Raw genomic sequence first — 24,235 nt, forward strand, 5'->3', positions numbered from 1 at the left:
GAATCTCTGCTTAGCCTGCGACGCGGCTCGCTGGACGCGACGCGCCCGGGGAGCACGGCCGTTCACGGCCGCGCGCAGCCGGTCGCGCGGCACGGCCTGTACCGCGGCTTGATCCTAAACAGGCAGATTCGGCAGTCCTCCGGCAGCACCTGCGGCAGCGGCGAGACAGTCAGCCGCGTGCGCTCATCCGGTCTGCTTCGTCGAGTGCGAGTTCCCACGGGAATGTGTCGAGCTGCTGGCCGCCGGTGTGGGGCTCGTGCGGCTGCCAGGTGCCCGGTCCCATGAGGATGTGGGCTCCGGCCTTCCTCAGGTCAGTGACGCTGCGTTGGAAGGCGAAGTGGGCGGCCAGGGCTGAGTTGACGAACGGCAGGACGACGACCGGGATACCCAGCCCGAACGCCTCGGCCAGCACGCCCAGGGCGTAGTTGTCGCTGGCGCCCGCGGCCCACTTGTTGATCGTGTTGTAGGTCGCTGGAGCGACGACGATCGCGTCTGCCTGGGGGAACGAGTTCGACCGCGGTTCGCCTGGTTGGCGATAGACGCTCTTCACGGGATGACCGGTCTGTTCTTCCAGCACTGGGACGTCGAGGAACGCCACGGCGGCCGGGGTCGCGATCAGGCAGACGTCCCACCCTCGTACCTGAGCAAGGTTTACGAGACGGTCGACGTGAGGTGCGGCTCCTGCGGCGCAGGTGATGACATAGAGGACCCTGCTCTGACGTGCCGTCATGCGGCGATGCCTGAGCGGACGGCCACGTCATGGACGGTGCGCTGCGCCGACCCAGTCGCGTTGGTCAGGATGTGGCGGATCAGGCGGTGGGAGGCTGGGCGCCGGGCCAGTTCCTCCGGAGCGATTCGTTCGGCGTCAACGATGGCCTGGGTGGCCTGTCCGTAGCTGCCACGCTGGCTGTGCGCGCGGGCAATATCGATGTGGAGGGCGGCGCGCCGTTCGGTCACCGGGACCGCCTGGGGGTTAACCGTCCGAGCATGTTCCAGGGCCATCCCGGCATCGCCGAGCACCACCGCGACGTGCACGCGATGAAGGGCGATGTTGGTGGGGCCGAACGCGGTCCACTGTTCGTTGCCGTCGCGGTCGACCCATCGGGCGGCCTCGGCGGCTTCGTCGAGCAGCGTGGCTGCCTCGGCGCGGTTGTCTGCCTGAGCGGCGGCGACGGCACCCCGCAGGAGCAATGCTCCGTAGACGGAAAAGGCGGCCGGAGTGGGCCGCTCCCAGCTTCGGGAGAACCGGGCTGCCTCGGTGCTGGCGACGGTGGCAGCCTCGGTGAACTGCCGGGCACGCATCAAAGCGTGGGTCACGACCCGGGCGCTGGAGGCGATATCGAGTGGGTTTCCGGAGCGGATGGCCGCTCTCATACTCCGGTCGGCCGCAAGCCAGGCCGGGCCCTCGTTGCCTCGCTTCAGCTCGACGCTCGCGGCGACCTGGTAGGCGTGAGCACGCAGGGATTCGATCGAGGTAATCCCGCCCGCCGGGGCCTCGGCGCTGTCGAGAGCGGCGAGCAAGGCGGGTAGAGCCGCGTCCAGTTCCGCATAGCGGCAGGACTGGTAGGCGTGCCTCATGCTGGAGACCTGAGCCCTCAGCACGTCGACCGAGATCGGTTCTGATCGACTGTTGCCGTTCGGCAGAAAGGTCACCGTGGCCGGGGTGACGGCGGGTTCCGGCCTCGTGTGGCCCTGATGCGGCGTCACGATCAGTGCTGGTCCGAGTTGGAGGAAGCCTCGTCTGTGCACTGGGTCCTCCTCGACTCCCTCCGTGCGGAGACCGATCTCTTCCCGATCTTTCGGCGCTTCCTGGTGGCGCGCCGGGCGGCGAAAGCCAAGTTCGTGGTCAGTTTCCGCCCGCAGGATGGCACGCAGGGCCTCGCGGTAGCGGTGCTGCGGCCAGCGGATCATCCCGCGTTCCAGCTTGCCGATGTAGTTGGCGTCGATCTCGGTGATCGTCTGGTCCTGCTCGTAGATCCACCGGTTGACGCGTTCGGCAAGCTCCTGGCGGGTCAACGGGTCGCCTGGGGTGAGGGTCGACGGGTGGCGCAGGCGTGCGGCGCGCACCTGGTCGTTGGGTGACGTCGCGGCCCGTCTCACAGCGTGATCGTACAAGTGCCGACACGGCTCGACAGCCCGGATGATGGCTCCGCCCTGTGGGCTGCTGATCCTCCCAGAGGTATCCCACGGGTATCCCGTGTGCTCGGCGTCCCGGGCCATGGGGTGTCCACGGTGCACTGGTGATCGCGGTTCTGGCCGGGCTGACAGCGGTCCCCGGTGCGGCGCCGCACCCCGCCGGTTCCGGGCGGTGCCCACCCCCACGGGCCACACACGAGCCGCCCGGAACCGGTCCCTGCCCTTCCGGAGGTGACCACGTGGACGTGGAGCAAACGGTGTTCGGCCTGGTCCGGTTCGACGGTGACAGCCAACGTGTGCGGGAGATCGTCGTAGCGTTCGAGAGCGCGGCGGCAGCTGACCGGTTCGCCCGTGAGATCGGCTGGTCGGAGTACAGCGTGGGGCCGGTCTGCTTCCCCGCGATGATGCGGGTCTTCGGTTCCTGTGCGGCGGTGGCGTGATGCCTTGTCGCGGGGTGGAGACGGTGGCGACCACGTACCGCTCCTACGTGCTCGGCCTGCTCGACCAGGACATGGCCTTCGACGACCACGCGGCCGGCGATCCCCCGCTGCTCCTCGCCGACTACCGGCGGGCTCTGGTCGCCGTGCTCGCACTCGACCCATCCCCGCTGCTGCTCGTCGAGGGAACGGTCACGCCGGTGGAGGCGGCGGCGTTCATCGCGGGCCAGCGTGCCGGCCTGGACGCGGCCGTGATCGCCATCGGGGATGGCATGGCGCCCGGCCCTGCTCGACCACGAGCCACCACGGCTCTCCCTGCCCCACCCGGCGGGCATGGTGGAGGTCCGGCCGGTGCATGAAAGCCATACAAAGTAGGGATGGTCGGGCGGCTTGGCTATACCAAGTCGCAATACATTGAAGGTATAACTGTTGGCACACGGACGGTCACGCACGTAGTGTCCGTTATGCCCACGAGACGGAGCGGGCTCCGTGTGGGTGGAGCTGGCGCGGCCATGGCTGGGCGGCCCTCATAGACGTCCCATCGGCGGGGCGGGGGGTGTGGTGCCCCGCGGCCGACGTTCCCGCCCCCTTCCCCCGTTCGGTCTGCCCTGCCTTGTGGGAGTGGTCGCCCGTGCCCTCGTTCACCTCCGCCCCGCCTTCGTCTGCTTCTGCCCCCTCGTCTGTTCCTGTTCCCTCGACCGGTTCGTCGCGGGTCGACCGTGCCCGGATGCCGCTTGCCCGCCAGGTCGTGGAGGCCGTGGCGGTGGAGAACGGGGTGTGCATCCGCCCGCTGGCCATGCGCCGCGTCGACACCGCCACCGGGGAGACCTCGGTACACGCCGTGCCCTGCGGCGCCACCCTGGCCAGCAAATGCCCGCCCTGCGCGGAGCAGGCGCGCAAGCTGCGGATGGCGCAGTGCAAGTCCGGCTGGCACCTCGACACCGAACCGCTTCCCGACCCGGACCCGCCCACCGACGACATGAAGACGCTGGCGACCTTCCGCGCCGATCTGGAAGTCGTCCGAGAGCAGGCGGAAGCGGAGAACGACCCGGCCGGCGTGGCTGAGATCGACGAACTGATCGGCCAGGTGGACGCGGAACTGTCCGCCCTCGGCGTGCGCGGCAAGGCGGCATCGGAGGAGAGGGAACGTCCGCGGCGGGTGCGGTCCACGAAGCGCCGGCAGGATGTGCCGGATCTGCCCCGGCTGCCGGTCGATCGGCGCACGGTCGGGCGGACGTTCACCGCACCGGACGGCACCGTGTGGCGGCCCTCGCTGTTCCTCACGTTGACCTGCGACAGCTACGGGCGGGTGCACTCCGACGGCACCCCCGTCGACCCGGACTCCTACGACTACCGGCGCGCCGCGCGGGACGCGCTGCACTTCCCGAAGCTGGTCGACCGGTTCCTTCAGAACCTGCGCCGCGCGGTCGGCTGGAACGTCCAGTACTTCGCCACCCTGGAACCCCAACGACGCCTCGCCCCGCACCTACACGCCGCGATCCGCGGGACGATTCCCCGGGCGGTGATCCGCCAGGTCGCGGCGGCCACGTACCAGAACGTCTGGTGGCCGAACTGCGACAGCCCGACATTCGACCCGGATCGACCGCCAATCTGGGACGACGGCCAGGGCGGCTACGTCGATCCCAATGCCGGGACGCTGCTGCCGTCCTGGGATGAGGCGGTCGACGCGATYGGCGAGGACGACGAACCCGCACACGTGGTCCGGTTCGGCCCGCAGATCCGCGTGGACGGGGTCACCGCGGACTCGCGGACGGCAGGCAGGCTGATTGGCTATCTGACGAAGTACCTGACCAAGGGCCTGGACACCTGCCACGCGGCCGACTCCGACGCGCAACGCGCCCATGTCGACCGGTTCGCGGACGCGCTGCGGYACGAACCCTGCTCCCCCTTCTGCTCCAACTGGCTGACCTACGGCGTCCAGCCACGCAACGCCCGACCCGGCCTCGCCCCCGGCCGGTGCAAGGGCAAGGCGCACCGCCGCGAGACGCTTGGGTTCGGCGGACGCCGCGTCCTGGTCTCCCGGCAGTGGTCCGGCAAATCCCTGGCCGATCACAAGGCCGACCGGCGGGCGTTCGTCGCCGCTCTCCTCGAAGCGGCCGGCCAGAAGATCGACCAGAGCCGGCACGCCTGGCAGCTCCTACGCCCCGGCGCGATCACCTCATCCTGCGCGCGGTCGCCGAACGCCACACCTGGCGCTCGCAACTGCAAGCAGCTCAGCTTGCGGCGGCAGTGACGGCAGGGGCCGCCGCGCCCGGTCGGCAACCTCCCGATCCCAGATCACAGAAAGGACACGGAGAATCCCGCGCGGYCTGACCACGAAAGGGACACCACCTTTGCCTCGACTCGCCAAAGGCACCAGCAGTTCACGGAATTCCCCGAATCACGGCGAGAAATTGTGGTCTACTGAAGAGACAGCCGAGTATCTCGGCATTCCCGTTGCCACGCTCTATCAGTGGCGGCATCGGCACATCGGACCGCCCTGCTATCGGATCGGCCGGTGGTTGCGTTACGACCCGGCCGACATCCGGCAGTGGCTCGACACCCAGAAAGCTGCGTGAGATGGGGAACGTCGCCAAACGACCGACCGGGAAATGGCGTGCCCGCTACCGGGACGCGGACGGAAAGGAACACTCCCAGCACTTCGCGCGCAAGGCCGACGCGGACCGCTGGCTGACCGCCCAGGAATCGGCAGTGCTGCGCGGCGACCACGTGTCGCCGAACGCGGGCCGCGCRCCCTTCGCGGAGGTCGCCGAACGCTGGCGGGCGCTGCAGGTCTCCCGGCCGCGCACCCTGGAGATCCGCGACAACGCGCTGAAGCACCAGATCCTCCCGGCTTTCGGCAACCGCCAGGTGGGCAGCATCCGCAAGGCGGATGTCCGCCGGTTCGTCGCGGAGCTGAACGGGCGCTACGCGGCGCAGACGGTCCGGAGCATCATGACCACGCTCTCGCTGATCCTCGACTCGGCCATCGAAGATCAGTTGATCGTGAAGAACCCGTGTGACGGCGTGGCGCTGCCCAAGCTCGGGCGGGAGGAGGTCGCCCCGCTGACCGTCGAGCAGGTCTACGCCCTGGCCGACGCGATCGAACCGCGGTTCGCGGCGGCGGTCGTGGCCCTGGCGGGCAGCGGGCTGCGCATCGGGGAGCTGCTCGGGCTCGACCCGCACCGGGTGGACTTCCTGCGCGGCATGATCCGGGTCGACCGGCAGCGGCTCCAGTCCGGCAGCTTCGGCCCGCCGAAGACGGCGGCGAGCGTACGCACCGTCCCGGTCGGCCGRCTCGTCACCGATGCCCTCGCCGCGCACCTGGCGGCTTACCCCTCGTCCGACATCCTCTTCACGGACGACGACGGCGAACCGCTGCTGTACCGGCGGTGGCGGTCGGCCTGGGAGCGGGCGTGCCGGGCGGCCGGCGTCCAAGCGGGAACGCACGATCTGAGGCACTTCTACGCCTCGGCGCTGATCTCCGGCGGGGCGAGCGTGAAGCAGGTTCAGCGCATGCTCGGCCACTCGTCAGCGGCGATCACCCTCAACATCTACGCCCACCTGTGGCCCGGCGACGACGACCGCGCCCGCACCGTCATCGACTCCGCTCTGCGACGACCCGCCACCGCGCCAGCATCGGACGCGACCGCACCCGCCGCGGACTCCTGCGGACTGTTTGCGGACCGCGAAGCCCTCTGAAACGCGAAACCGCAGGTCAGCCGGCCTGTGCCTTGGCCGCGGCCTTCATCTGCTTCTTGTAGTCGCGGACCTTGTCGCGGCTCTGCTGATCGACGATGTCGGCCACCGAGAGGTAGCTTCCGGCATCACCGAACGGAGCGGTGGCCTCCTGCCAGCCCGGCGCCTCGACGCCGAGCTGCTTACCGAGCAGCGCCACGAAGATCTTCGCCTTCTGGATCCCGAAGCCGGGCAGTGCGGCGACCCGCTTCAGCAGATCCTTGCCATCCGCGGCAGCCGTCCACACCCGCGCGGCGTCGCCGTCGTAGCTGTCGATCACAATCTGGCAGAGCTTCTGGGTCCGCTGCGCCATCGCCGCCGGGAAGCGATGCAACGCGGGCTGGATGGAGAAGACCGCGGCCAGCTCCTCCGGATCCATCCCCGCCAGATCAGCCGGATCCAACGAGCGACCCAGCCGCCGCGTCAGCTCCAACGGGGCCGCGAACGCCCGCTCCAACGGGATCTGCTGGTCCAGCACCATTCCGATCAACAGCGCCAACGGGTCGTTGGTCAGCAGCTCGTCGGCCTCGTCGATCTGGCTCAGGTGCAGTCCCACGCCATCACCGTAGCCGACGGTCCAGCGTGGACCGTCACACCACCGTCAGATGATCGCTTGGCGATCATCTTTGCTGAACCCAACCGGTGACCGCAGGTCTACGGCGAGAGCGGCGCCGAGGCCCTTTCCTGTGCGGCCCGGCAGCCATGCCTTCGGGCAGCGCAGTGCCGGCGGGCAGTCATGGCAGGTTCGCCGATCGCGGTTCGTGCAGTTGTCCGATGGGCACCAGCATGAGCGCGGCCAAAGCCGCCAGCAGCCCGAAGGCCAGGTGGAAGTCGACGGCCAGGCCGGCGGGCGCAAACCGTCCCGGTCCTCTCGAATCCGGGATTTTCCTGGCGGCGGGCCGAGACCGCCACGACAACCTCCGGGCGCGGAATTGGCAATGGGCAACCCTACGCGCTCAGCCCGGCGAGCACCACGTCGAGGGCCCGGCTGACGGTATGCGGTGTCGTCGGCATGGTGGCGCATGCCTGGGCGATCCCACGGACCAGGAGATAGACCTCGTCGGCCCCGACGTCCCGGCGGATCGCGCCTGACCGCGCCGCCCGGTCCAGAAGCTCCTCGACGGTCGCGCGCAGCCGGTCCGCCGCCTGGTGGACACTCGGTGGAAACTGTCCGTCCGGCAGCTGGGAAATGAGGGTCAGCTTCGTCGACCCGTCCTCGACCATGGTTCGCAGCAGGTCCTGGAACGCCTGTCCCGGGTCGGCGCCGGCAGCCAGGGTGCGGGCCCGCTCGTTGAGCAGGTCGAAGTGGCGTACCAGGGCTGCCTCCACCAGGGCGGCTTTGGTCGGGAAGTGACGGAACACGGTCGCGATGCCGACCTCGGCGCGGCGCGCGACGTCCTCGGTGGAGCCGGCCGCGCCGTATTCGCCGAACACCGCCTCGGCGGCGGCCAGGATGCGCTCGCGGTTGGCCACGGCGTTCCTCCGCACGGCTGCCTCCCATCGAGCCCGTCCCCTTGTAAACGAAGTCTGGACTTCGCTACCGTGACGGAGTCACGACTTCGTTTTGGAGGTTCGATGCTACCGACGCCTGCCCCGGCCGACATCGTTCGCCTGGTCCCCGTCGGCGTGAGCCGGCTGGTCTCCGGTGATCTGACGCCGGACGAGCGGGAGCGCCAGCTCGACGCCCTCGCCGGCCTGTACGGGGAGCAGACGGATGTCCGGCATCCGTTCGCACCGCTGGGTGACCAGCCGCTGCACACACGCGCCGAGTTACGCCAGCATTTCGCCGGCATCGGGCCGGCACCCGGCGTCAGYCGGTTCACGCCGATGGGGATAGTCGTGCACCAGACGGCGGATCCCGAGGTCGTCGTCGCGGAGTTCACCTACGCCGGAACGGCCGACCACGGCGAGTTCGCCGTGCCATGCGTGTTCGTGGTCCGCGTCCGTGACGGGCAGATCGTCGAATCCCGCGACCACATCGACCACATCAGCCTGGCCCGCGCCCTCGGCTTCCTTGAACCCCTGGCCCGCACCCTCGCCAACACCACCGGCCGCGCACCCGCAGCCCCGACGCAGCCCGGCTGACCCGGGGCATCGCGCAGCCCCCGTTGTCCCGGGCGATCCGCCAGCTCGAACGCCGCATGGGCGTGACCCTGGTCGAGCGGACCAGCCGGACAGTCCGGCTGACAACCGCCGGCGAGGTGTTGTTCCGAGAAGGCCGCACCGCGCTGGATAGCCTCGCCGCGGCCACCCGCCGCGCCCAGCGGACCGGCATTTCCGATCCCCGACCAATCCGGGTAGTGGCGCCACGGAAGCTGTGAGTCGGGGACGCTGTCAGGGCGTCGGCAGCCACGGTCTCGAGCGCGCCGAGGAAGCCGAGTACCTCCTGAGGCAGGTCTGTCCTGGACATCAAGGGTTGCACTTCTGGGGGGCGCCTGCGTAGCGGGCGGTGCGCTGGATGCCCTCGCCGATCAGGCCCACTGCCGCAGCTGTGCCGTAGCGGCGGACGGCCAGCCAGGTCAGGTGGACATGCTGGCGGTGCCCGAACCACTCAGCAGTGGCCATCACCTGTCCCATCAGCTCGGTGAAGGGCTCCTCGCGGCAGGAGCTCGTCCGCCTCGTCGATCCGAAATATCCAGTCGCGCTGAATAGCACGCGCCGGCTACATTGCATCCGTGYCAGGGTTCCGTGACATGAAATGACAGACGCAGGTGTGGCCGCGCAACAACCACCGCGGCCGGGCCAGGTGGCCCTCGGSACCGGCAGGGAACACAACGGAGCACTTCGGCTGCTCCGTACGAACCGCCCGCTGCGCGGACTGTTCGCGGCGCGGTGCGTCTCCCGTACCGGCGATTCCCTGAGCCTGGTTGCGCTGATGCTCCATGTCGCGGACACGACCGGGCAGGGAGTGGCGATCGCGTTGCTCCTGCTCGCAGGGGACTTCGCACCGTCCCTGCTCGGCACGTTCACGGGTGCCATCAGCGACCGTCTTGACCGTAGACGCATCATGATCTTCTGCGAGACCGGCCAGGCGGTCACCATGCTCGCGATCGCACTGTGGCTGCCCGCGCTACCGATCCTGCTGGCACTGGTCGCGGTACGCGCGATCACCGGACAGGTGTTCATGCCCGCTTCCCGAGCGGCGGTTCCCGCGTTGGTGGGCGACCGGGACCTGCCGGTCGCGAACTCCGCGATCGGGTTCGGCACCAACGCCGCGGAGGTCGCCGGCCCGCTGGCCGCGGCAGCGCTGCTGCCGCTGGTCAGCGTGCACGTCGTGCTCCTGGTCGATGCCGCGTCCTTCCTGCTGTCCGCGCTGTTTCTGCTGTGTCTTGGACCCCTCCCGGCACAGCCGAGGACGGACGACGAACCGAGCGGCCTGCTCGGCCAGGCCCGCCTGGGGATCGGCTACCTGCTGGCCAACCGGGCGCTTCTCGTGATCTTCGCTGGCTTCTGTGCGACGGTCGCTTTCAACGGCATCGACGACGTCGCGCTGGTCCTGCTCGCCAAGGAGACACTGGGCACTGGCGACTGGGCAGTGGGCCTGTTGCTCGCAGCGGTCGGGATCGGGTTGGTCGTGGGCTACGCCCTGCTAGCCCGGGCGAGCACACGGGCGTCGATGCCGCTGCTGCTCGTCGGCGGATTCTTCGTCAGCAGCGTCGGCAACTTCCTCACCGGTCTCGCCTGGGCGGTCGGCGCGGCATTCACCGTTCAGGCCGTGCGCGGTCTGGGCATCGCGGCGATGGACGTCGCCGCCAACACCCTGCTCCAACGCATCGTCCCAGCCGGCCTACTCGGACGGGTCTTCGGCACCTTTTACGGTGCCATCGGGGTCGCCGCCGCGGCGTCGTACCTGGCAGGCGGCCTCCTGCTTGACGCGACCAGCCCGCGGACCACCTTTTTGCTGGCCGGCGGCGCCGGAATGCTGACAGCGCTACTGGTCGCGCCTGGCCTGTCGACCACGCTGCGGGACCTGCCGGCCATCGCCACCGGCACCAGCACCGGCACCAGCACCGGCACCGGCACCGGCCAGCCGACGGCGTTGACGGRCCTGCCGCCCACCGCTGGCCGACCTGGTTGAGTCCGCCAACACGGCAYGGCGAAACGTCGACGGTCAGAACGGCGCGTCGGCGGTCGGCACTCGTGGTCAGCGTGTCGTGTCGCCCCCGGTGCCGTCGCGGACACCGTGCTCACCCCGCTCCAGACCAGGTCCGAGGATCTCCGAGCGGAGGCTGAACTCGCCGACGACAGGAAGATCATCAACCGACTGGCTGGCTGGCTGGCTGGCTGGCTGGCTGGCTGGCTGAGCCACGAAACAGGGCTATCCACGGCGGCCATGAGCCGAGCGTGGATGAGACCCGGGAAGCGCTGAGGATGGCGGACGAGATCGTGGAAGCCGCCGCGCCAGGTGCAGCCTCGCTTTATTAGGTCCCGCCGACCTTACCGAATCCCGAAAGTTACGAATTGTAACTATATGGGCACGGAAGATTGCGGCGGCCGCCGCCACTGGCCAGATCGCCCGGTAGCCGAGCCTGGCGGGGTGTCGGCGGGTGGACCTCACGTCTCAGACGACCGTCCCTGMCGCCGTCTCGAGATGGCTGCCGAGCGCCGTCGCGATTATCACGACCTGCGGAGCCGCACGGCGTGCATGGGCTGCCGTCCGGGCCGTCACCGTGAGCGCCGCCGTCGGACCGTTGGCGCCGAACGGACCCACAGGTGCCGCTGTTTCGACCTCGCCCAGCTGCCATTCCTCCCGTGCGCTTGCCGGGGTTCCGGCCCGGATCGCGGCGAGTTGCCGGTTCAGGATTCCCGGCGCGGTAAGGGTGTAGGGCGTATGGCGCTCGAGGTCGCCGAGAACCTCCCGGCGGCGGGCCTCGGGCAGGTGAGCTAGAAAGACCTTGCCGGCGGCGGTGGCGTGCAGGGGGAGTTCCTCCTCCAGCCGCGGGCGGGTGCCGACGGCATCCGCGACGACGACTCGTGGACCGTCCAGCGTGGTGAGCAGCACGGGCAGCCCCGTCGTGGCGTGCAGCCTCTGAAGATAGGGCCGTCCCGCCTCAACCAGGCGTCGCGGGCAGGGGGCCTGCCTGCCGAGAATCCACAGGCGGCTTCCCAGCCGATAGGACCCATCCGCCTGCCGTTCCAGACCACCCCAGGCGACAAGCTCACGTACCAGCCGCAACGCCGTGGGCAGCGGCAGGCCGGCGCGATCGGCGATCGTCGTGAGGCGCAGGGACGGCGCCCCATCCGAGTACACGTCCAGCACGGACAGGGCTCTGCCGACAACAGCCACCACGGGCCTCCCCACTGCAGGCGGCGGGGACTTTCACCCCGTGAAACCGGATGTTTCGCTGGCGCGTACCTCGGGCGGCAGGCTGGCTCAGCAGTCCAGACCCACGTCAGTCCAGACCCACGTCCGAAAGGAGCCGTCCTGTGCTCGATCTCAGCGCTGACGAGCTGCTGTCCACCACCAGAGCGGTGCGCCACCGGCTGGACTTCTCCCGGCCGGTCCCGTGGCGGCTGATCGAGGAATGCGTCGACCTCGCGGTGCAGGCCCCGACCGGGCGCAACCGACAGCGGTGGCACTTCGTCGTGGTCACCGATGCCAGGCGTCGAGCCGCCCTGGCGGATGTTTTCCGTCGCGCCGTCGCCGTCGTGGATCCCGGCGTGAGCCGACTGAGTCACCGCGACGTACAGCGGATGACCATGCACAGCCGCTCGATGACCCAGATGGTGAGCGGCTTCCAACACCTGTACGACAATATCCATCGCGTACCCGCCATCGTCGTGCCGTGCGTCGAAGGACGGACGGACGGCGCCTCCGCGTTGGCTCAGTCGATGACGTGGGGATCCATTCTTCCGGCTGTGTGGAGCTTCATGCTCGCCGCGCGGGCCCGAGGGCTGGGGACCGTGTGGACCACCGCCCAGGGACCGTTGGAACGGGAGATGGCGCAGGTCCTGGGAGTCCCGTACGACGAGGTGATGTTGGCCGCGTTCATACCGCTCGCTTTCACCCTGGGCACGGAGTTCCGGCCCGCGCCGCGGGTTCCTCGCGATCAGATACTCCATCGCGATCGCTGGTAGCGAGGCCGCTCGGCACCACTGTTCGTTCTTTCCGAATCCCGTTGGTCCAGCATCATCCCGATCAGCAACGCCGACGGGGCGTCGGTCATCGCTCCGTCGCCGTGCTGACAGGACCCGATCTGGGCTGCGGCTACGTTCGAGATGCTGGCGGCCAGGGCCGCGGTCTGCGCCGCCACAWCCCGACGGACGCGAGGCCACATCTGACGCCGAGCGTCACCCGGCAACGGGCCTGGTCAGCGGTCATAGCCGAGTGCGCTGCGCGGAACGGACGTCGTGCACGCGCCAGAACAGCGATACGGCCTCTTTCTCAGGGTCAAGGTCGACACAGGTGCCCGTCGCACCGAACCGCGTGCAGATCCTGAGCCGCGATACCAAGCAGCGAGCGCAAACCGTCAYGAAAGACATCAGGATCGCGTATGAGACGTTCGGCTCGCCCGACGGAGATTCGCTCCGAYCGGAAAGCCGAAAGCGCGTAAGCACGCTGTCGAGAAAGAGACATGACCGAGTCCAGAATCTGTACTAGGTCCGCGTATCGCTCGACAGGCAGACTGGCTGTAAGCCGAGACCTTCTCGCCGGGRCATAAATGGCGGAGAGTTCGACGGCCTTTCGGTCAACCAACAGTGAAAAGGTGAGCGACGATGGACTACAGGGCGATCAGTGGCGCGGTTCCGGCGCAGCTCGGTAATTCCGTGACATTCAACGTCGGGCTGCCGTACGTCCCGAAGCGGGGAAGCGGCATGCTCTTCTACATGGTCGACACGCGGAAGGGAAACCACGTCTACCGAATTCTGGTCAACGGCAGCGAGCAGTGCAAGATCGCCCTGCCGGACGGCAACAACTTCGCGACGCTGCACACCGAGGTCGGGCACCTCGGGACGATCAACGTGATCAGCTTCGAGTCGGACACCCCGGACGCCGCCCCCGTCGACATCCTGAACGTCACCCTGTTCTACGAGGCCTGACCGTCCCCGGCTCCCGCGGCAGCGGTGGATCCCACCAGGGAGACCCATCCGCGTCAACCCGGCCGGACCCCGTCCCATGACGGCGTCCGGCCGGGTTGACGCGGATGGGCTCATCGGTCGACCCACCTCCGCGTTGTGCACCAGCCGCCAAATGACGGAGCCAGAGTCCGCGGCCGAGGCGGCACGGAAATGGTCGTTCCTTCCGCAACCTGCTGGTACAGCACCATCCCGATCAGCGCAGGCCGAAGACCGGCAGGCCCGAGCGGCTCGTCGGCCCTCCGAGCCCGGCCTGTCAGAGGTCGCCGCCCGGTCGGCGGAACTGCCGCGATGCTGAAATGGCCGGCCGGCGAGCCTGCGCCCGCGGGCCTGATCACGTCGGCCCCGCCGTCCTTGTCCTGCTCCTGACCGGCCTGGCGCTGCGCCGCAGGCTGAAGGGACGTCGGCGAGCGGTCAGCCGGCAGCGCGGGTGACAGGAAGCCCGGGTCGACAACCTCGGAGCAGCGTCCGTCGCGTCGCTGGTCGGTTCGCAGGGACGAACTGCTCGCGCTCTGCCCGGACCGGCGCGCGCTGATCCGCTTCCGCTTCCGCTTCCGCTTCGGCCTGCCTGGCGGGCGACAGACCGTGAGCCGCAGCCACCCGGACGGACCTCCAGAACACGACGTCGAATTTCCGCCAGCATTCGCCGGAGCAGCTGCTTTATCTTCGACAAAGACCACCGTAACAAGACTTGGAGACAATGATGTCGAGCATCGCCCTCATCACCGGAGGAAACCGTGGCCTGGGTTTTGCGGCGGCCAGGTCCCTGGCCCGGAAAGGTGTCACAGTCATCGTCGGCGCACGCCGCGAGTCGGCCGCCCTCGAGGCCGTCAGCGCGCTGTGCGACGAGGGTTTTGYAGCCGACTGGGTGGAACTTGAGGTCGCCGATGCGGCGACTGCGAAAACCGCCGCCGCCATGGTCCGGGAGCGGTACGGCCGACTCGACGTACTGGTGAACAACGCGGGAATCTCACCCGAGGTCGTGGCCGTCGGGATGCACGAGTTCGGCGGTCCAGACATCTTCCGGCGCACATACGAGACGAATGTGTTCGGCCCGGTGACCGTAATAGAGGCCTTTCTTCCACTACTCCTCGAGAGCGACGCCGGCCGGATCGTCAACGTGTCCTCAACAATGGGCTCGCTCACGRATCAAAACAATCCGATTTCCCCATACTATTCCTCAYTCCTGCCAGCTTACCGAAGCTCCAAGGCCGCATTGAACAGCATCACCGTTGAATTGGCGAAGAGCCTGAGCAATACCCCGATCAAGGTTACAACGGTATGCCCGGGATTCGTCCAGACAGATCTGACTCCACTAAACAGGCAGGCACCGCTGACCGCAGACCAGGGCGCGCAGGTCGTGGTCACAGCGGCGACGCTGCCCGCGGACGCGGAATCGGGAATGTTCATCGACGCCAACGGCCCGGTCGCGTGGTAGCCGCACCAAAGCGTGTCGGGCGTTGACCGCCTGCCAGGGATCGGCTGCCCGGGCCCGCTTGGACGACGAGACGACGAGACGACGCCGCGCTGGCCCTGCTCGTGTCATGAGCCCTGCGGGCTGCCCTGTCGGCCACCGGCCTCTGAGTCTCCCGACACCGCTGCCTCCCGAGACCGCTCAGGCCGCTGGCGCCCGGCGACTCGCCACGTTTCCCGGGCGTCGGACACTCCCCGCGGCCGCGTCACGGGGAGTGTCCGACGTTTCCGATCAGCCTCCGTTCGCGAGGTCGTGGCCGGCCAGGTTACGGAAGGTGCGCCGGGCCACGGCTCGCGCCAGCCGCGCGACGGGCCCACGGACGAACACCGGCAGGTCCTCAGTGAGCCGGGCCAGCCCCTCCGGTCCCGCGCTCCGCTCGATCATGCCAAGGGCGAGCAATGTCTGACGCGGCGAGAGCTTCAGTGAACCGTCCCGCCCGAGTCGCGACCACTCGCGCTCCGTCAGCAGACTGGCCGCGATCGGCAGGATTTCCCGTTCCTCGGTGTCGAGGTGTTCCTCCACCGTGACACCGAGATCCTCCAACAGCCCGGCGAGGCCGTCCCGTTCGGCCGCGCGAGGGTCTCGACGCCAGGCGTCCGCTGACTGCCGAACCGAGTCCGCGACCTGCCCGACGGCGCCGTGCTGACGCTCGGCAACGCGGATACACGAGGCGGCCGACTCGGGCGTCCGGCCCGACAGCAACGGCCACAGCACCCGGTCCTCGCTGGTGTGGTGCTCGGCAAGGAGCGCGAGTACCAGGTCGAGATGGTCGGCGACGGCACCCGCCTGCTGGCGGTCGCCGGGCCGCACGTTACGGACCAGGTCCGGCAGCAGCTCGAACTGGTCCCGGAACATCGAGTGGACGACGACCATGTCCGAGGTGTCGATCGGCTGGCCGTCCGCCGTCGAGCCGCCGCCCGGCTGGACCTCGTCGGCGAGCTCGGCCACGACTCCGTGGCCGGATGCCCTCAGCGGCGCGCGCCGAGCCCAGCACACGGCGGCCACTACCGAGGCCAGGGCGAGCAGTAGGCCGGTCTCCGACCCGAACCAGCCGGTGGACGTGCGCTCGGTCGTCGCGGGCTCGATCACCGAGTAGAGCGTCGCGTTCACGGCGGCATGCGTGACCACGGCAGGCCAGAGCCCGTACCTCAGCCGCTGCCACGCCAGCGTCGCTCCCAGAGCGGTGAGCCCGACGGTGAAGAACAGGGCGGCGACCGGAATCGGAACGCCGTCCGGTGCGCCGCCCAGCGCCACGATGATCGGCAGGTGGAATGCCGACCAGATCAGCCCGCCGAGCAGCACGAGCCTGGTCGGTGACCCGCTGGCCGCCAGGTGGGGCGTGAGCACCCCCCGCCAACCGATCTCTTCGCCGAGCGCGAGGAAGAGGTAGGGCACACAGCCGACGGTGACGCCGAGAACAACAGCCAGCGCGACGCCGCCTGCGGCGGGCAGTCCGTCGAGGTGGTACGTGGTGGCGAGCTCCTCGCCGTCGAAGCCACCGAGGCCGGTGAACCACAGCGCGAGGCCGGCCAGCAGCGGGTATCCGACGCCGTAGGCCCAGGCCAGGGCCAACACCTTCGCTCTGGCCGAGCGCCGTGAGCTGCGTCGGGGCGCCAGGCCCGGCTGCGAAGCGGGTGGGAGGTCGCGGACCGCCCGGTCGGGCCGCAAGCCCCAGCCGTGGCCGCCGCGTCGCCCACGGACTGCCGTCCGCCCGAGCACCGCGCCGACCAACGGCCAGAACGCCTGGCAGTACATCGCCGCCTGGCCGAGGGCGGAGGCGTCACCGATGTGGCGGACGTCGACGGATTCGCTGACCGCCACCGCCGTGCTCGCCGCGGTCAGCCCGAAGGTCGTGGCCAGAAAGATCGCGAGTTCTCGTCCGGGCCGCCGGCTGGTTTCCRCACGGGGGACGGCGGCGACGAGCGCAGGTCGGGAAGCGGGGCGGGAAGCGGGGCGGGARCGTGGCCGAGGCGGGTGGGTTCGGTGCGGACGCCTCGAGGGCGCGGCTGCGTGGGTCATGTCGATGACCATCGACGTCTCGCCTGGTACTGCCCTGGTGCGTGGCTGGTACCAGCCTGGCGCCCGAAGCGTCGTGTACTCGGGGCGCCTTGGGTACCGTTACAGGGTGCGATTCGGGGTCCTCGGCGCCATCACGGTGCGGGACGGCCAGGATCGCGACGTCGATGTCGGGACGGGCCGTGCGGCCACCCTGCTGGCGTTGTTGCTGGCGCAGCGCAACGCTCCGCTCTCGCCAGCCCGCCTGGCCGACCAGTTGTGGGCCGGTGAGCCGCCCGCGACCGCCGCCACCACGCTGCAGGGGTGGATCTCCCGTCTTCGACGCCTGCTGGAGCCCGGTGTGCCGGCATCGCAGGCGCGCCTGCTGGTCACCCGCACGGCCGGCTACCAGATCGTCCTGCCTGATCCGATCGGCCAGCTCGATGCCGAGGCGTTCCGTCGGGACGCATCCACACTCCAGCGGGAGCTCCGGGACGGCTGGCCGGCGCGTGCCGCCGAGGCTGGCCGGGCGGCGCTGGACCGGTGGCGCGGAGAAGATCCGTATGGCGGACTGCTCGACGAGGCGCTACCCGAAGTGCCGAGTCGGTTGCGCGAGGAGCGCCTGGTAGCGGTCGAGCGCTACCTTCTCGCCCGGCTGGACCTCGGCGACCATTTCGCGCTGTCGGCCGAGCTCGCCGCCCTGGTGGAGTCCCATCCGACCCGGGAGAGCCTGTGGGGGATGCGCGTCCTCGCGCTCTACCGGTCCGATCGTCAGGCCGACGCGCTCGCGGTGTTCGCGCGGGTACGCGACCTGCTCCGCGACGAGATGGGGTTGGACCCGGCCGCAACCCTGCGCACGATCGAGACGGCGGTCCGCCAGATGGACCCGGCGGCCTGGCGGCCTGGATGGTGGCCGGGTCGCCTGCCGGGTCCGGCCCGTCCTCCGGAAGGACTGCCCGGACCCGGGCCTGCGCGGCTCCCCGAACCGTCACGGCCCTCCGCGCCGGCACAGCCCACCGCGCCGGCGCGGTCGATGTTCGTTGGCCGAGCCACGGAGTTGGAGGCGCTGCTCGCGGTCGCCGCCACGGTCCGCGCCGGCGCGCGGTCCGCCGTCGTATCCGGACCGGCCGGCGTGGGCAAGACCCGGCTGCTCGCCGAAGCCGTCCCGCAGACGCCCACGGACACCTCGAACCCGTCGACCGGCCGCCTGGCGTCGCGATGGGTTCGTTGCCACCCTGGTGACGACGCCGCACCGTACGACGTCTGGCGACGGCTGTTTCCCGCGGCTCGGCCCCAGCCGGACACGTCCGTGCGGTCCTGGGCGTTCGCGGTCGTCGAGACGGTCAGGGCGGACACCGACCGCGGGCCGCTCGCGATCGTGGTGGACGACCTGCAATGGGCGGACGCCGCGTCGCTGCGCGTGCTGACGATCGTCGTCCGGGAGCTTGCGACGTATCCGGTGCTGTTCGCGGCGACGGTGCGTGAGGTCGACGGCCTCGGCGCGGACGGCCGCACCGCCGCCGGCGACGATCTGGCGCTGGGTGGTCAGGATCCAGCACCGGGTGACGGCGACCCGGTGCACGTCGCGCTGGCGGCGCTCGGCCGGTTGCCGGGCGAGCGGCTGCGCGTCGGCCCGCTGACCGCCGCCGCCGTTGCCGAGTACGTGGCGGCGACCGTCCCGTCGACCGCTCTGACCGAGCTGACCGCGCCCGCCCCGCCGGCCAGGCCGCCCGCGGTGTCGGCACTGTCCGACGACTCGCCTCGTGACCACGAGGCGGAGGCGGTCGCCGCGGTCGTCGCGGAACGCAGCGCCGGCAACGCGTTCTTCATGACCGAGCTCACCCGGCTCGTCGCGGCTGGCCGGCCGGCGCGGGACCTGCCGGAGCGAGTGATCGACGTGGTCAGCGCGCAGGTGAGCGGCCTCGGTGAACCCGCACATCAGCTGCTGCGCGCGGCAGCCGTGCTCGGACACGACGTCCCCGTCGACGTCGTGGTCGAGGTGACCGGAGTCGGCCCGCCGGCCCACGTCGACGCCGCGCTGGAGGCGGCCGTACGCGCCGGACTTCTTGCCGACGAGCCGGGTCTGGTGCGGTTCACGCACGCGCTCGTCCGGGAAGGTCTGGTGGCCCGCACGACTCGGCGGGTCCAGGCCGGCTGGCACCGCCGGTGTGCGGAGGTTCTCGCCGCTCGCGGCGCCGGCGGGGTCGAGGCGGTGGCTCGTCATCTCCTGCTCGGCGACGACCCCGGCGGGCCTCAGGCAGCACTCGCGGCGGCGGAGGCCGCACTCGTCGTGGCGGACTTCGACGGTGCGTACGCCTGGGCTCGCCGCGGGCTCGACGCCGCGGACCCCGGCGACGGGGCGCTGCGCGCGCGACTGGGCCTGGCTGCTGGCCGTGCCCAACGCCTGGCCGGCCGGCTGGACGAGGCGGCCGTTCGGCTGACCGCGACCTACGACGACGCGTTGGCCGCCGACGAGCCCGATCTTGCCGCGCTGGTGGCGTTGGAACATGCCGGCGGCCCGGTCACCGGCTACTGGTCGCTGGCCGGCGAGACCGCTCCGTCGGTGCTGGCACGCCTCACCAGCGCGCGTTCCCTGCCCGGCATCACCGCCCCGACCGCTGGCGCCGTCGATGCCGCGTGCGCTGTGCGGTTCGCGCTCGCCGGAGACGGCCAGCGTGCCGAGCGACACCTGAGCTCGGCCCAGGCAGCCCTCGCGGCCACGACCGCCGGGCAGGACGGGGTGGACGCGGACGCCTCCCGCCGGCTGGAGTGGATGGTGCTGCTGGCGCGGTTTGTGACCGCGTGGCGGCCGGACCTCGCCGCCGAGCGTCTGACGATCCTCGACCGCCTGGGCGAGCTGGCGGCGCACGACGTCGGCGCCCGGCTCACGGCAGCCCACCTGCGTGCGCTCACCGTGCTCGAGCTCGGCCGGCTCGACGAGGCGGACGGGCTGGCGCACATGATCGCCGTCACCGCGCGCCGCCTCCGCTACGACGACTTCAGYCTGGTCGCCTCCTGGTGGGACGCGATGCGCGACCTCATGTCCGGCCGGCTCGAGGACGCGATGACCGCGGCCGAGGCGGTCTTCTCGCCGTTGCTCGTCGCGTCGCCTGAGGCGGCAGTCGTAGCCCGCACCTCCGTCGAGGCGATCGGCGGCATGGTGGCCTGGGAGAACGGTGCGCTGTTGGACGCCATGCCCGACGCGACCGGACCACCGCCGACCGACCATCTGGCGTGGCTGGTCGTACGCGCCCTGGCCCTGGCCCAGGGCGGCCGGGTGGACGAGTCGATGGACGTCCTCGCGCCGGTCCTTCAGCCCGGCCTGCCGGCCGTCGGCGACGGTCCACCAGCGACTTCGTCTCTGATCCTGCTGACCGAGTGGTGCTGGTACGCCCGCTCCCGCCAGTGGGCCGAGCCGCTGCTGGACCGAGTGGAACCGTGGGCGGAGACGGTCGTCGTGTTCGCGCCCGGCGGTGTCTGCATGGGTTCCGGTCATCTGTACGTGGGCACGCTGGCCACCGTCCTGGGCGACCGTGTCCGTGGCCGGCGCGAGCTCGACGCCGCGATCGCGGCCAACGCACGTCTCGGCATGCCTCGCTTCGCGGCCCGAGCCAGGGAACGCAGGCAGAACGGCTAAGTCGTCCCCGGGCGTCCGCGAGCACCCGTCACATCATCACGAGCACTCTGGATGGCGCGCTCCAGCGCCCGCCGTCCAACGGTCTGGTCCGCGCTGGCCAGGAGGCGAGTCCACGGGCCCGCCAGACTCAGTGCTCAGACCGGCCAACATCTGAAAGCACGGCCGGAGCAGGTTGACGATGTCGTCGGGAGACGCCTCGGCAAGCACACTGGTACGCAGCAAGTAACGCTCCGCAACCACTCCGGTGATGATCGCAGAAACCAGACCGGTTCGGAGCTCGGCATCGTCGGGACCGCCAAGCCGCCCGCCAGACGACCGTGTAGTCCATCCCGGTCAGATCAGACTGGCGGCCGGGGGTCGTACTGGATGCCCCGCCGGATCTGCCTGGCACGCTCGACGTCCCGCAGGCGCGCGACGAGATGTAGCGCCATGTCGATGCCCGCGCTGACACCCGCCGAGGTGACCACGTCGCCGTCGTCGACGAACCGGTCATCAGGGCGGACCATGACCGTCGGCTCGAGTTCCTGCAGCAGGCCGAGCGATGCCCAGTGCGTAGTCGCCGGGCGCCCCGCCAGCAGCCCAGCGCGGGCATACACCAGCGAACCAGTGCAAACGCTCGTCATGAGCGGAACCTTCGCACGTTGCCGGCGTACCCAGTCGAGCTGCGCCTCGTCGTCCAGGTGGGCGCGGGTGCCACGCCCACCTGGATAAAGCAGCACGTCGAGCGATGGAGCCGTCTCATACGAATGCTCGGGGTGGACGACAAGCCCCTTGGCGGCCCTGACCGGCGCGCCGTCCCGGGAGAACGTGATGACCTGCCAGCCATCGTCAGGAAACCGGCGTGCCCAGAACGACAGCACCTCCCACGGCCCGACCGCGTCGAGTTCCTCAAAGCCGTCGAACAGCAGAATCCCGATGGTTTTCACACGCCCACCTTCAGCCTCCGTCTGGCCGATGGTGCCCGCTCAAGGTCTCACCGCGCCCCGTAAGCCTCGGTCTTGCGGCGAGTTCGGTGGCGCACCGGGTGCCGCCAAAGCGTGCGACGACGACGGGAGGTGGTGATCAGCCGGTCAGGATTCGTGCCCCGCGACCAGCCGATCCCCCTTCATCTCAGGACGCCGTCGGCTACTGGCCGTCGCCGTACGGACGCGTAATGATCTCCATGACGTGACCAGCGGGATCCACGAAGTACAGACCGCGACCACCGTAATGGTGGTTGATCTCGCCCACCTGCTTCAAACCCGGATCGGCGTAGTAGCTGATCCCAGCCCGCTGGATCCGAGCGAAGGCGGCGTCGAACTCATCGTCCGAGATGAGGAATGCATAGTGCTGCGCGACAATCACATCGGCCGGCGTGGTAGCGAAATCCAGGGCCACCCCGTTACTGGTGGAGACCGGGATAAACCGGCCCCATTCGGCTCCGATCTCAAGTCCCAGAATATGTGCCAGGAACTCCGCCGACTCCCGCTTGTCCCGGACATGGACGATGGTGTGGTTCAGCTCGACTGGCATCTGCGGAATTCCTCCGTAGGAAATCTCACGGGCACCTCCATGCCTCACCCTGCCGGTGCCCGACACGCGACCCCGTGTCATGACCCTAACAGCGACTCCGGTCAGCCCGCTCAGTCATACCGAGTATCTCCCCAAGCCGGGAGAAACCATCGGGGCCGTACCCGGCGTCGACCGCCCGTCGCGCGACGACAAGCGCCGCATCGAGGACGGTCGTATCGAGGCCGCGGACGCTGGCGGCGTGGCGGACGTGGTTCATCCCCGCCACTGCGGACAGCAGGTTCGACGTCTCATTGCCGTCCAGAATATGTCGGGCAACGCCATGTCGAATACGGCCGCGCGACCGTGGTCGGAGCCGAGGTGGACGGCTGTGCCACCCAGCGCGTCGCGCGTCGGTCGGCAGGTGTCGTAGAGCGGCTCCGGCCCGCTGTACAGGACGACGGCAGCGGGTCCGCCGATGGTCGTCGTTCGAAGACGTCATCACCGTCACCCCGGCGGCGGAGCAGCGCGCATGACGAGGTGCTGCGCCTCGCCGCCCGACGGGCCTACCCCGGCAGCAGGCCGCGGCGTAGCTCCCGCGGCGACGACGCCAAGTTCGCCAGCACGACCGCGAGCAGCGCGAACTTTATCTGGGCGGCCCGACGGGCGACGAGCGGCGCCGCCGGTGCCCCGCCATGCAGATAGGTCAGCAGCGCGACGCCTTCCACCGCGTCGCACCCGCCGGCCGCGAGGGCCACCGGAACCAGTGTCCGAGCCCACCGACCCCCCCGCGACGGCCCGCGGACAGCCGCCACCCGCCGAAGGGCGCAGACCTGCGACGCCGTGTATGAGGTCAGGTACAGGAAATCGAGACACAATGACCTGTGCGCCGCGCGGCGACCGGCCTCACCCCAGCCGTTGAGAAGAACGTCCGCCGACGTGGGACTGCCCGCCAGTTCCAACGCGACAATGCCGCGGTCGTTGGCTGACCGCATGACCCGCTCGAACCGGATCATCGGAATGTTCAGGGCTACGAACACGGACATGGCGCCGAGGAAAACCGCGCGATCCCGCCCGCCTTCTGCGGCCACGACTCTCCTGAGCACTCCGTCCGCGGTCCGTCCCGCGCCCGCCAGGTTCACCATAGCCGGGCGACCGCCAGCGGGAGGTGAGGCCAGAGCCGGTGAACGTCAGCCGTGGGCGGGGCCCGATGACCCGATCATCCGCCCCATGCCACGGCTCTCGCGACGCCGGGTCGAAACCGTTGACTCTCCAGTTGGTGGAGGCCCGAGGATCGGTTCCATGATGATCGGCCAGCTTGCGGCGAGCACCGGGCTCTCGGTACGGACGTTGCGGTTCTACGCCGACGCGGGAGTGCTGCCCGCGCAGGGACGCACGACGTCGGGCTACCGGCTGTTCGGGCCCGACGCCGTGGCCCGGGCGCGGCTCATTCGCACCCTGCGCGAGCTCGGCGTCGGCCTGGACGACATCAGGCGGGTGCTCGGCGCCGAAGCGTCGCTGACCGAGGTTGCAGCCGAGCACGTACGCGCCCTCGACGCCCAGATTCGCGTGCTGCGACTGCAGCGTGCGGTGCTGCGCGCCTTCATCGGATCCACCGACCCCGAGGAGCTCCGACGGATGACCGACCTGACCAACCTGACGGCCGCACAACGCCGGCAGATCGTTGATGACTACCTCGACGCTGTCTTCGGCGACAGCCCCAGCGTCGTCGCCGACAAGCTGGCCATGGGTGCTCCCGAGCTGCCCGACGATCCGACCCCGGACCAGGTCGCGGCCTGGGTGGAGATCGCCAAGCTGCTGCGCGATCCCGACTTCGTCGCCACCAGCCGCCGGATGGCCGAGCGAGCCCGCGCCGAGGGACCGGAACCGGACGTCGCGCAGTTCGAAGTCGGCAAGGCTGTCGGCGAACTCGCCAGCCCCGCCGCCCGGGCCGGTGTCGACCCCGCCTCCCCCGACGCCCTGGCCATAGTCGAGCGCCTCGAAGCCCTCGGCCCGACCCCGTCCGAAGACCGCACCTGCATCGCCGACCGCATCGAGGCCTTCACCGACCGCCGGGTCGGCCGCTACTGGACCCTCGTCGGCATCATCAACGGCTGGACCCCCAACCAGGCCCCCGACGACATCATCGACACCTGGGAGTGGTACGCCCGAGCACTGCGCGCCCACCCCTGACACCCTGCTCCGGCGGAGCGAAGCAGGTGCAGGCCCGGCGGCACCCGACCCGCGGAACGC

The 24,235-nt window shown here is 70.0% G+C and carries 22 protein-coding genes and 3 pseudogenes; 13 read left to right on the forward strand and 12 right to left on the reverse strand.

Going from position 1 to position 24,235, the window contains the following annotated elements; genetic code table 11:
* Positions 1 to 169: 169 nt before the first annotated feature.
* Together CC117_RS03835 and CC117_RS03840 are read right to left on the reverse strand one after the other, a co-directional pair.
* Positions 170 to 730, reverse strand: coding sequence for a flavoprotein (locus CC117_RS03835; protein ID WP_071082384.1), 561 nt, complete (start codon positions 728 to 730; stop codon positions 170 to 172).
* A complete protein-coding gene (locus CC117_RS03840) occupies positions 727 to 2,100 on the reverse strand; it encodes an XRE family transcriptional regulator (protein ID WP_131803010.1) in 1,374 nt (457 codons plus the stop codon). Before CC117_RS03840 ends, CC117_RS03835 begins: the two co-directional genes overlap by 4 nt.
* A 275-nt stretch (positions 2,101 to 2,375) precedes the next feature.
* Between CC117_RS03840 and CC117_RS03845 the strand changes: the two genes are divergently transcribed.
* The 5 genes and pseudogenes from CC117_RS03845 (at position 2,376) to CC117_RS03860 (ending at position 6,275) form a co-directional block, all read left to right on the forward strand.
* Positions 2,376 to 2,576, forward strand: a complete 201-nt coding sequence (locus CC117_RS03845) for a hypothetical protein (RefSeq protein WP_071082386.1) — start codon at positions 2,376 to 2,378, stop codon at positions 2,574 to 2,576.
* Between the two features lie 23 nt (positions 2,577 to 2,599).
* Entirely contained in the window at positions 2,600 to 2,932 is a 333-nt protein-coding gene (locus tag CC117_RS03850; RefSeq protein ID WP_131803011.1) for a hypothetical protein, read from the forward strand.
* A 272-nt stretch (positions 2,933 to 3,204) separates the two neighbouring features.
* Positions 3,205 to 4,907 (forward strand): annotated as a pseudogene (locus CC117_RS03855) (replication initiator).
* Positions 4,908 to 4,987: 80 nt separating this feature from the next.
* The gene (locus tag CC117_RS40270) at positions 4,988 to 5,152 is read left to right on the forward strand and encodes a helix-turn-helix domain-containing protein (protein WP_407673466.1); all 165 of its coding nucleotides are present in this window, start codon (positions 4,988 to 4,990) and stop codon (positions 5,150 to 5,152) included.
* 1 nt (position 5,153) lies between these two features.
* The gene (locus CC117_RS03860; RefSeq protein WP_116287690.1) at positions 5,154 to 6,275 is read left to right on the forward strand and encodes a tyrosine-type recombinase/integrase; all 1,122 of its coding nucleotides are present in this window, start codon (positions 5,154 to 5,156) and stop codon (positions 6,273 to 6,275) included.
* A 16-nt stretch (positions 6,276 to 6,291) separates the two neighbouring features.
* Here the strand turns inward: CC117_RS03860 and CC117_RS03865 are convergent, their stop codons facing one another.
* A complete protein-coding gene (locus tag CC117_RS03865; RefSeq protein ID WP_071082388.1) occupies positions 6,292 to 6,867 on the reverse strand; it encodes an HhH-GPD-type base excision DNA repair protein in 576 nt (191 codons plus the stop codon).
* A 392-nt stretch (positions 6,868 to 7,259) separates the two neighbouring features.
* Positions 7,260 to 7,799: a TetR/AcrR family transcriptional regulator gene (locus tag CC117_RS03870; protein WP_071082389.1), complete on the reverse strand. Its 540-nt coding sequence runs from the start codon at positions 7,797 to 7,799 to the stop codon at positions 7,260 to 7,262.
* Between the two features lie 87 nt (positions 7,800 to 7,886).
* Here CC117_RS03870 and CC117_RS03875 point away from each other — a divergent pair, with 87 nt between their 5' ends.
* Positions 7,887 to 8,396 carry a nuclear transport factor 2 family protein gene (locus tag CC117_RS03875; RefSeq protein WP_084131478.1) on the forward strand — a complete coding sequence of 170 codons (510 nt, stop codon included), beginning with the start codon at positions 7,887 to 7,889 and terminating at the stop codon, positions 8,394 to 8,396.
* A gap of 5 nt (positions 8,397 to 8,401) precedes the next feature.
* A pseudogene (locus CC117_RS34100) lies at positions 8,402 to 8,584 on the forward strand (LysR family transcriptional regulator); the annotation flags it as partial.
* Between the two features lie 136 nt (positions 8,585 to 8,720).
* Here the strand turns inward: CC117_RS34100 and CC117_RS37230 are convergent.
* Entirely contained in the window at positions 8,721 to 8,876 is a 156-nt protein-coding gene (locus CC117_RS37230; protein ID WP_157905339.1) for a hypothetical protein, read from the reverse strand.
* Between the two features lie 133 nt (positions 8,877 to 9,009).
* On the opposite strand from CC117_RS37230, the gene CC117_RS03885 reads away from it, so the two are divergent.
* The gene (locus CC117_RS03885; protein ID WP_116287691.1) at positions 9,010 to 10,389 is read left to right on the forward strand and encodes an MFS transporter; all 1,380 of its coding nucleotides are present in this window, start codon (positions 9,010 to 9,012) and stop codon (positions 10,387 to 10,389) included.
* A 483-nt stretch (positions 10,390 to 10,872) separates the two neighbouring features.
* Here the strand turns inward: CC117_RS03885 and CC117_RS03890 are convergent, their stop codons facing one another.
* A complete protein-coding gene (locus tag CC117_RS03890) occupies positions 10,873 to 11,598 on the reverse strand; it encodes an IclR family transcriptional regulator (RefSeq protein WP_071082409.1) in 726 nt (241 codons plus the stop codon).
* A gap of 140 nt (positions 11,599 to 11,738) precedes the next feature.
* On the opposite strand from CC117_RS03890, the gene CC117_RS03895 reads away from it, so the two are divergent.
* The 3 genes from CC117_RS03895 (at position 11,739) to CC117_RS03905 (ending at position 14,826) form a co-directional block, all read left to right on the forward strand.
* The gene (locus CC117_RS03895) at positions 11,739 to 12,389 is read left to right on the forward strand and encodes a nitroreductase family protein (protein ID WP_071082391.1); all 651 of its coding nucleotides are present in this window, start codon (positions 11,739 to 11,741) and stop codon (positions 12,387 to 12,389) included.
* A gap of 639 nt (positions 12,390 to 13,028) precedes the next feature.
* A complete protein-coding gene (locus tag CC117_RS03900; protein WP_018637589.1) occupies positions 13,029 to 13,352 on the forward strand; it encodes a hypothetical protein in 324 nt (107 codons plus the stop codon).
* A gap of 739 nt (positions 13,353 to 14,091) precedes the next feature.
* Entirely contained in the window at positions 14,092 to 14,826 is a 735-nt protein-coding gene (locus tag CC117_RS03905; protein ID WP_071082410.1) for an SDR family NAD(P)-dependent oxidoreductase, read from the forward strand.
* Between the two features lie 267 nt (positions 14,827 to 15,093).
* Here CC117_RS03905 and CC117_RS03910 read toward each other — a convergent pair whose 3' ends face one another.
* Complete coding sequence (locus tag CC117_RS03910; protein ID WP_241829815.1) at positions 15,094 to 16,683, reverse strand: hemerythrin domain-containing protein; 1,590 nt, start codon at positions 16,681 to 16,683, stop codon at positions 15,094 to 15,096.
* A 304-nt stretch (positions 16,684 to 16,987) separates the two neighbouring features.
* On the opposite strand from CC117_RS03910, the gene CC117_RS03915 reads away from it, so the two are divergent.
* Positions 16,988 to 20,494 carry a BTAD domain-containing putative transcriptional regulator gene (locus CC117_RS03915; protein WP_071082392.1) on the forward strand — a complete coding sequence of 1,169 codons (3,507 nt, stop codon included), beginning with the start codon at positions 16,988 to 16,990 and terminating at the stop codon, positions 20,492 to 20,494.
* A gap of 36 nt (positions 20,495 to 20,530) precedes the next feature.
* Here the strand turns inward: CC117_RS03915 and CC117_RS34105 are convergent.
* The 5 genes and pseudogenes from CC117_RS34105 to CC117_RS03935 all read right to left on the reverse strand — a co-directional run.
* Positions 20,531 to 20,788 (reverse strand): annotated as a pseudogene (locus CC117_RS34105) (TetR/AcrR family transcriptional regulator); the annotation flags it as partial.
* 44 nt (positions 20,789 to 20,832) lie between these two features.
* Positions 20,833 to 21,420 (reverse strand): DJ-1/PfpI family protein, encoded by a 588-nt coding sequence (locus CC117_RS03920; protein WP_071082393.1) that lies wholly within the window; start codon positions 21,418 to 21,420, stop codon positions 20,833 to 20,835.
* 199 nt (positions 21,421 to 21,619) lie between these two features.
* Positions 21,620 to 22,006, reverse strand: coding sequence for a VOC family protein (locus tag CC117_RS03925; RefSeq protein WP_071082394.1), 387 nt, complete (start codon positions 22,004 to 22,006; stop codon positions 21,620 to 21,622).
* Positions 22,007 to 22,091: 85 nt separating this feature from the next.
* Positions 22,092 to 22,484 (reverse strand): imine reductase family protein, encoded by a 393-nt coding sequence (locus CC117_RS40275; protein ID WP_407673467.1) that lies wholly within the window; start codon positions 22,482 to 22,484, stop codon positions 22,092 to 22,094.
* 64 nt (positions 22,485 to 22,548) lie between these two features.
* Positions 22,549 to 23,073 carry a hypothetical protein gene (locus CC117_RS03935; RefSeq protein ID WP_071082396.1) on the reverse strand — a complete coding sequence of 175 codons (525 nt, stop codon included), beginning with the start codon at positions 23,071 to 23,073 and terminating at the stop codon, positions 22,549 to 22,551.
* 211 nt (positions 23,074 to 23,284) lie between these two features.
* On the opposite strand from CC117_RS03935, the gene CC117_RS03940 reads away from it, so the two are divergent.
* Entirely contained in the window at positions 23,285 to 24,175 is an 891-nt protein-coding gene (locus CC117_RS03940; protein WP_071082397.1) for a MerR family transcriptional regulator, read from the forward strand.
* Positions 24,176 to 24,235 lie beyond the last annotated feature (60 nt).

Origin of the sequence: Parafrankia colletiae (assembly GCF_001854655.1) — a bacterium.
In the GTDB taxonomy this organism is placed as follows: Bacteria; Actinomycetota; Actinomycetes; order Frankiales; family Frankiaceae; genus Parafrankia; species Parafrankia colletiae.

Bases quoted from the DNA above. Each gene is read 5' to 3' on its own strand.
- CC117_RS03835 (WP_071082384.1), bottom strand. From the start codon at position 730: ATGACGGCACGTCAGAGCAGGGTCCTCTATGTCATCACCTGCGCCGCA.
- CC117_RS37230 (WP_157905339.1), bottom strand. From the start codon at position 8,876: ATGGCCACTGCTGAGTGGTTCGGGCACCGCCAGCATGTCCACCTGACC.
- CC117_RS03900 (WP_018637589.1), top strand. From the start codon at position 13,029: ATGGACTACAGGGCGATCAGTGGCGCGGTTCCGGCGCAGCTCGGTAAT.
- CC117_RS03925 (WP_071082394.1), bottom strand. From the start codon at position 22,006: ATGCCAGTCGAGCTGAACCACACCATCGTCCATGTCCGGGACAAGCGG.
- CC117_RS40275 (WP_407673467.1), bottom strand. From the start codon at position 22,484: ATGACGTCTTCGAACGACGACCATCGGCGGACCCGCTGCCGTCGTCCT.
- CC117_RS03940 (WP_071082397.1), top strand. From the start codon at position 23,285: ATGATGATCGGCCAGCTTGCGGCGAGCACCGGGCTCTCGGTACGGACG.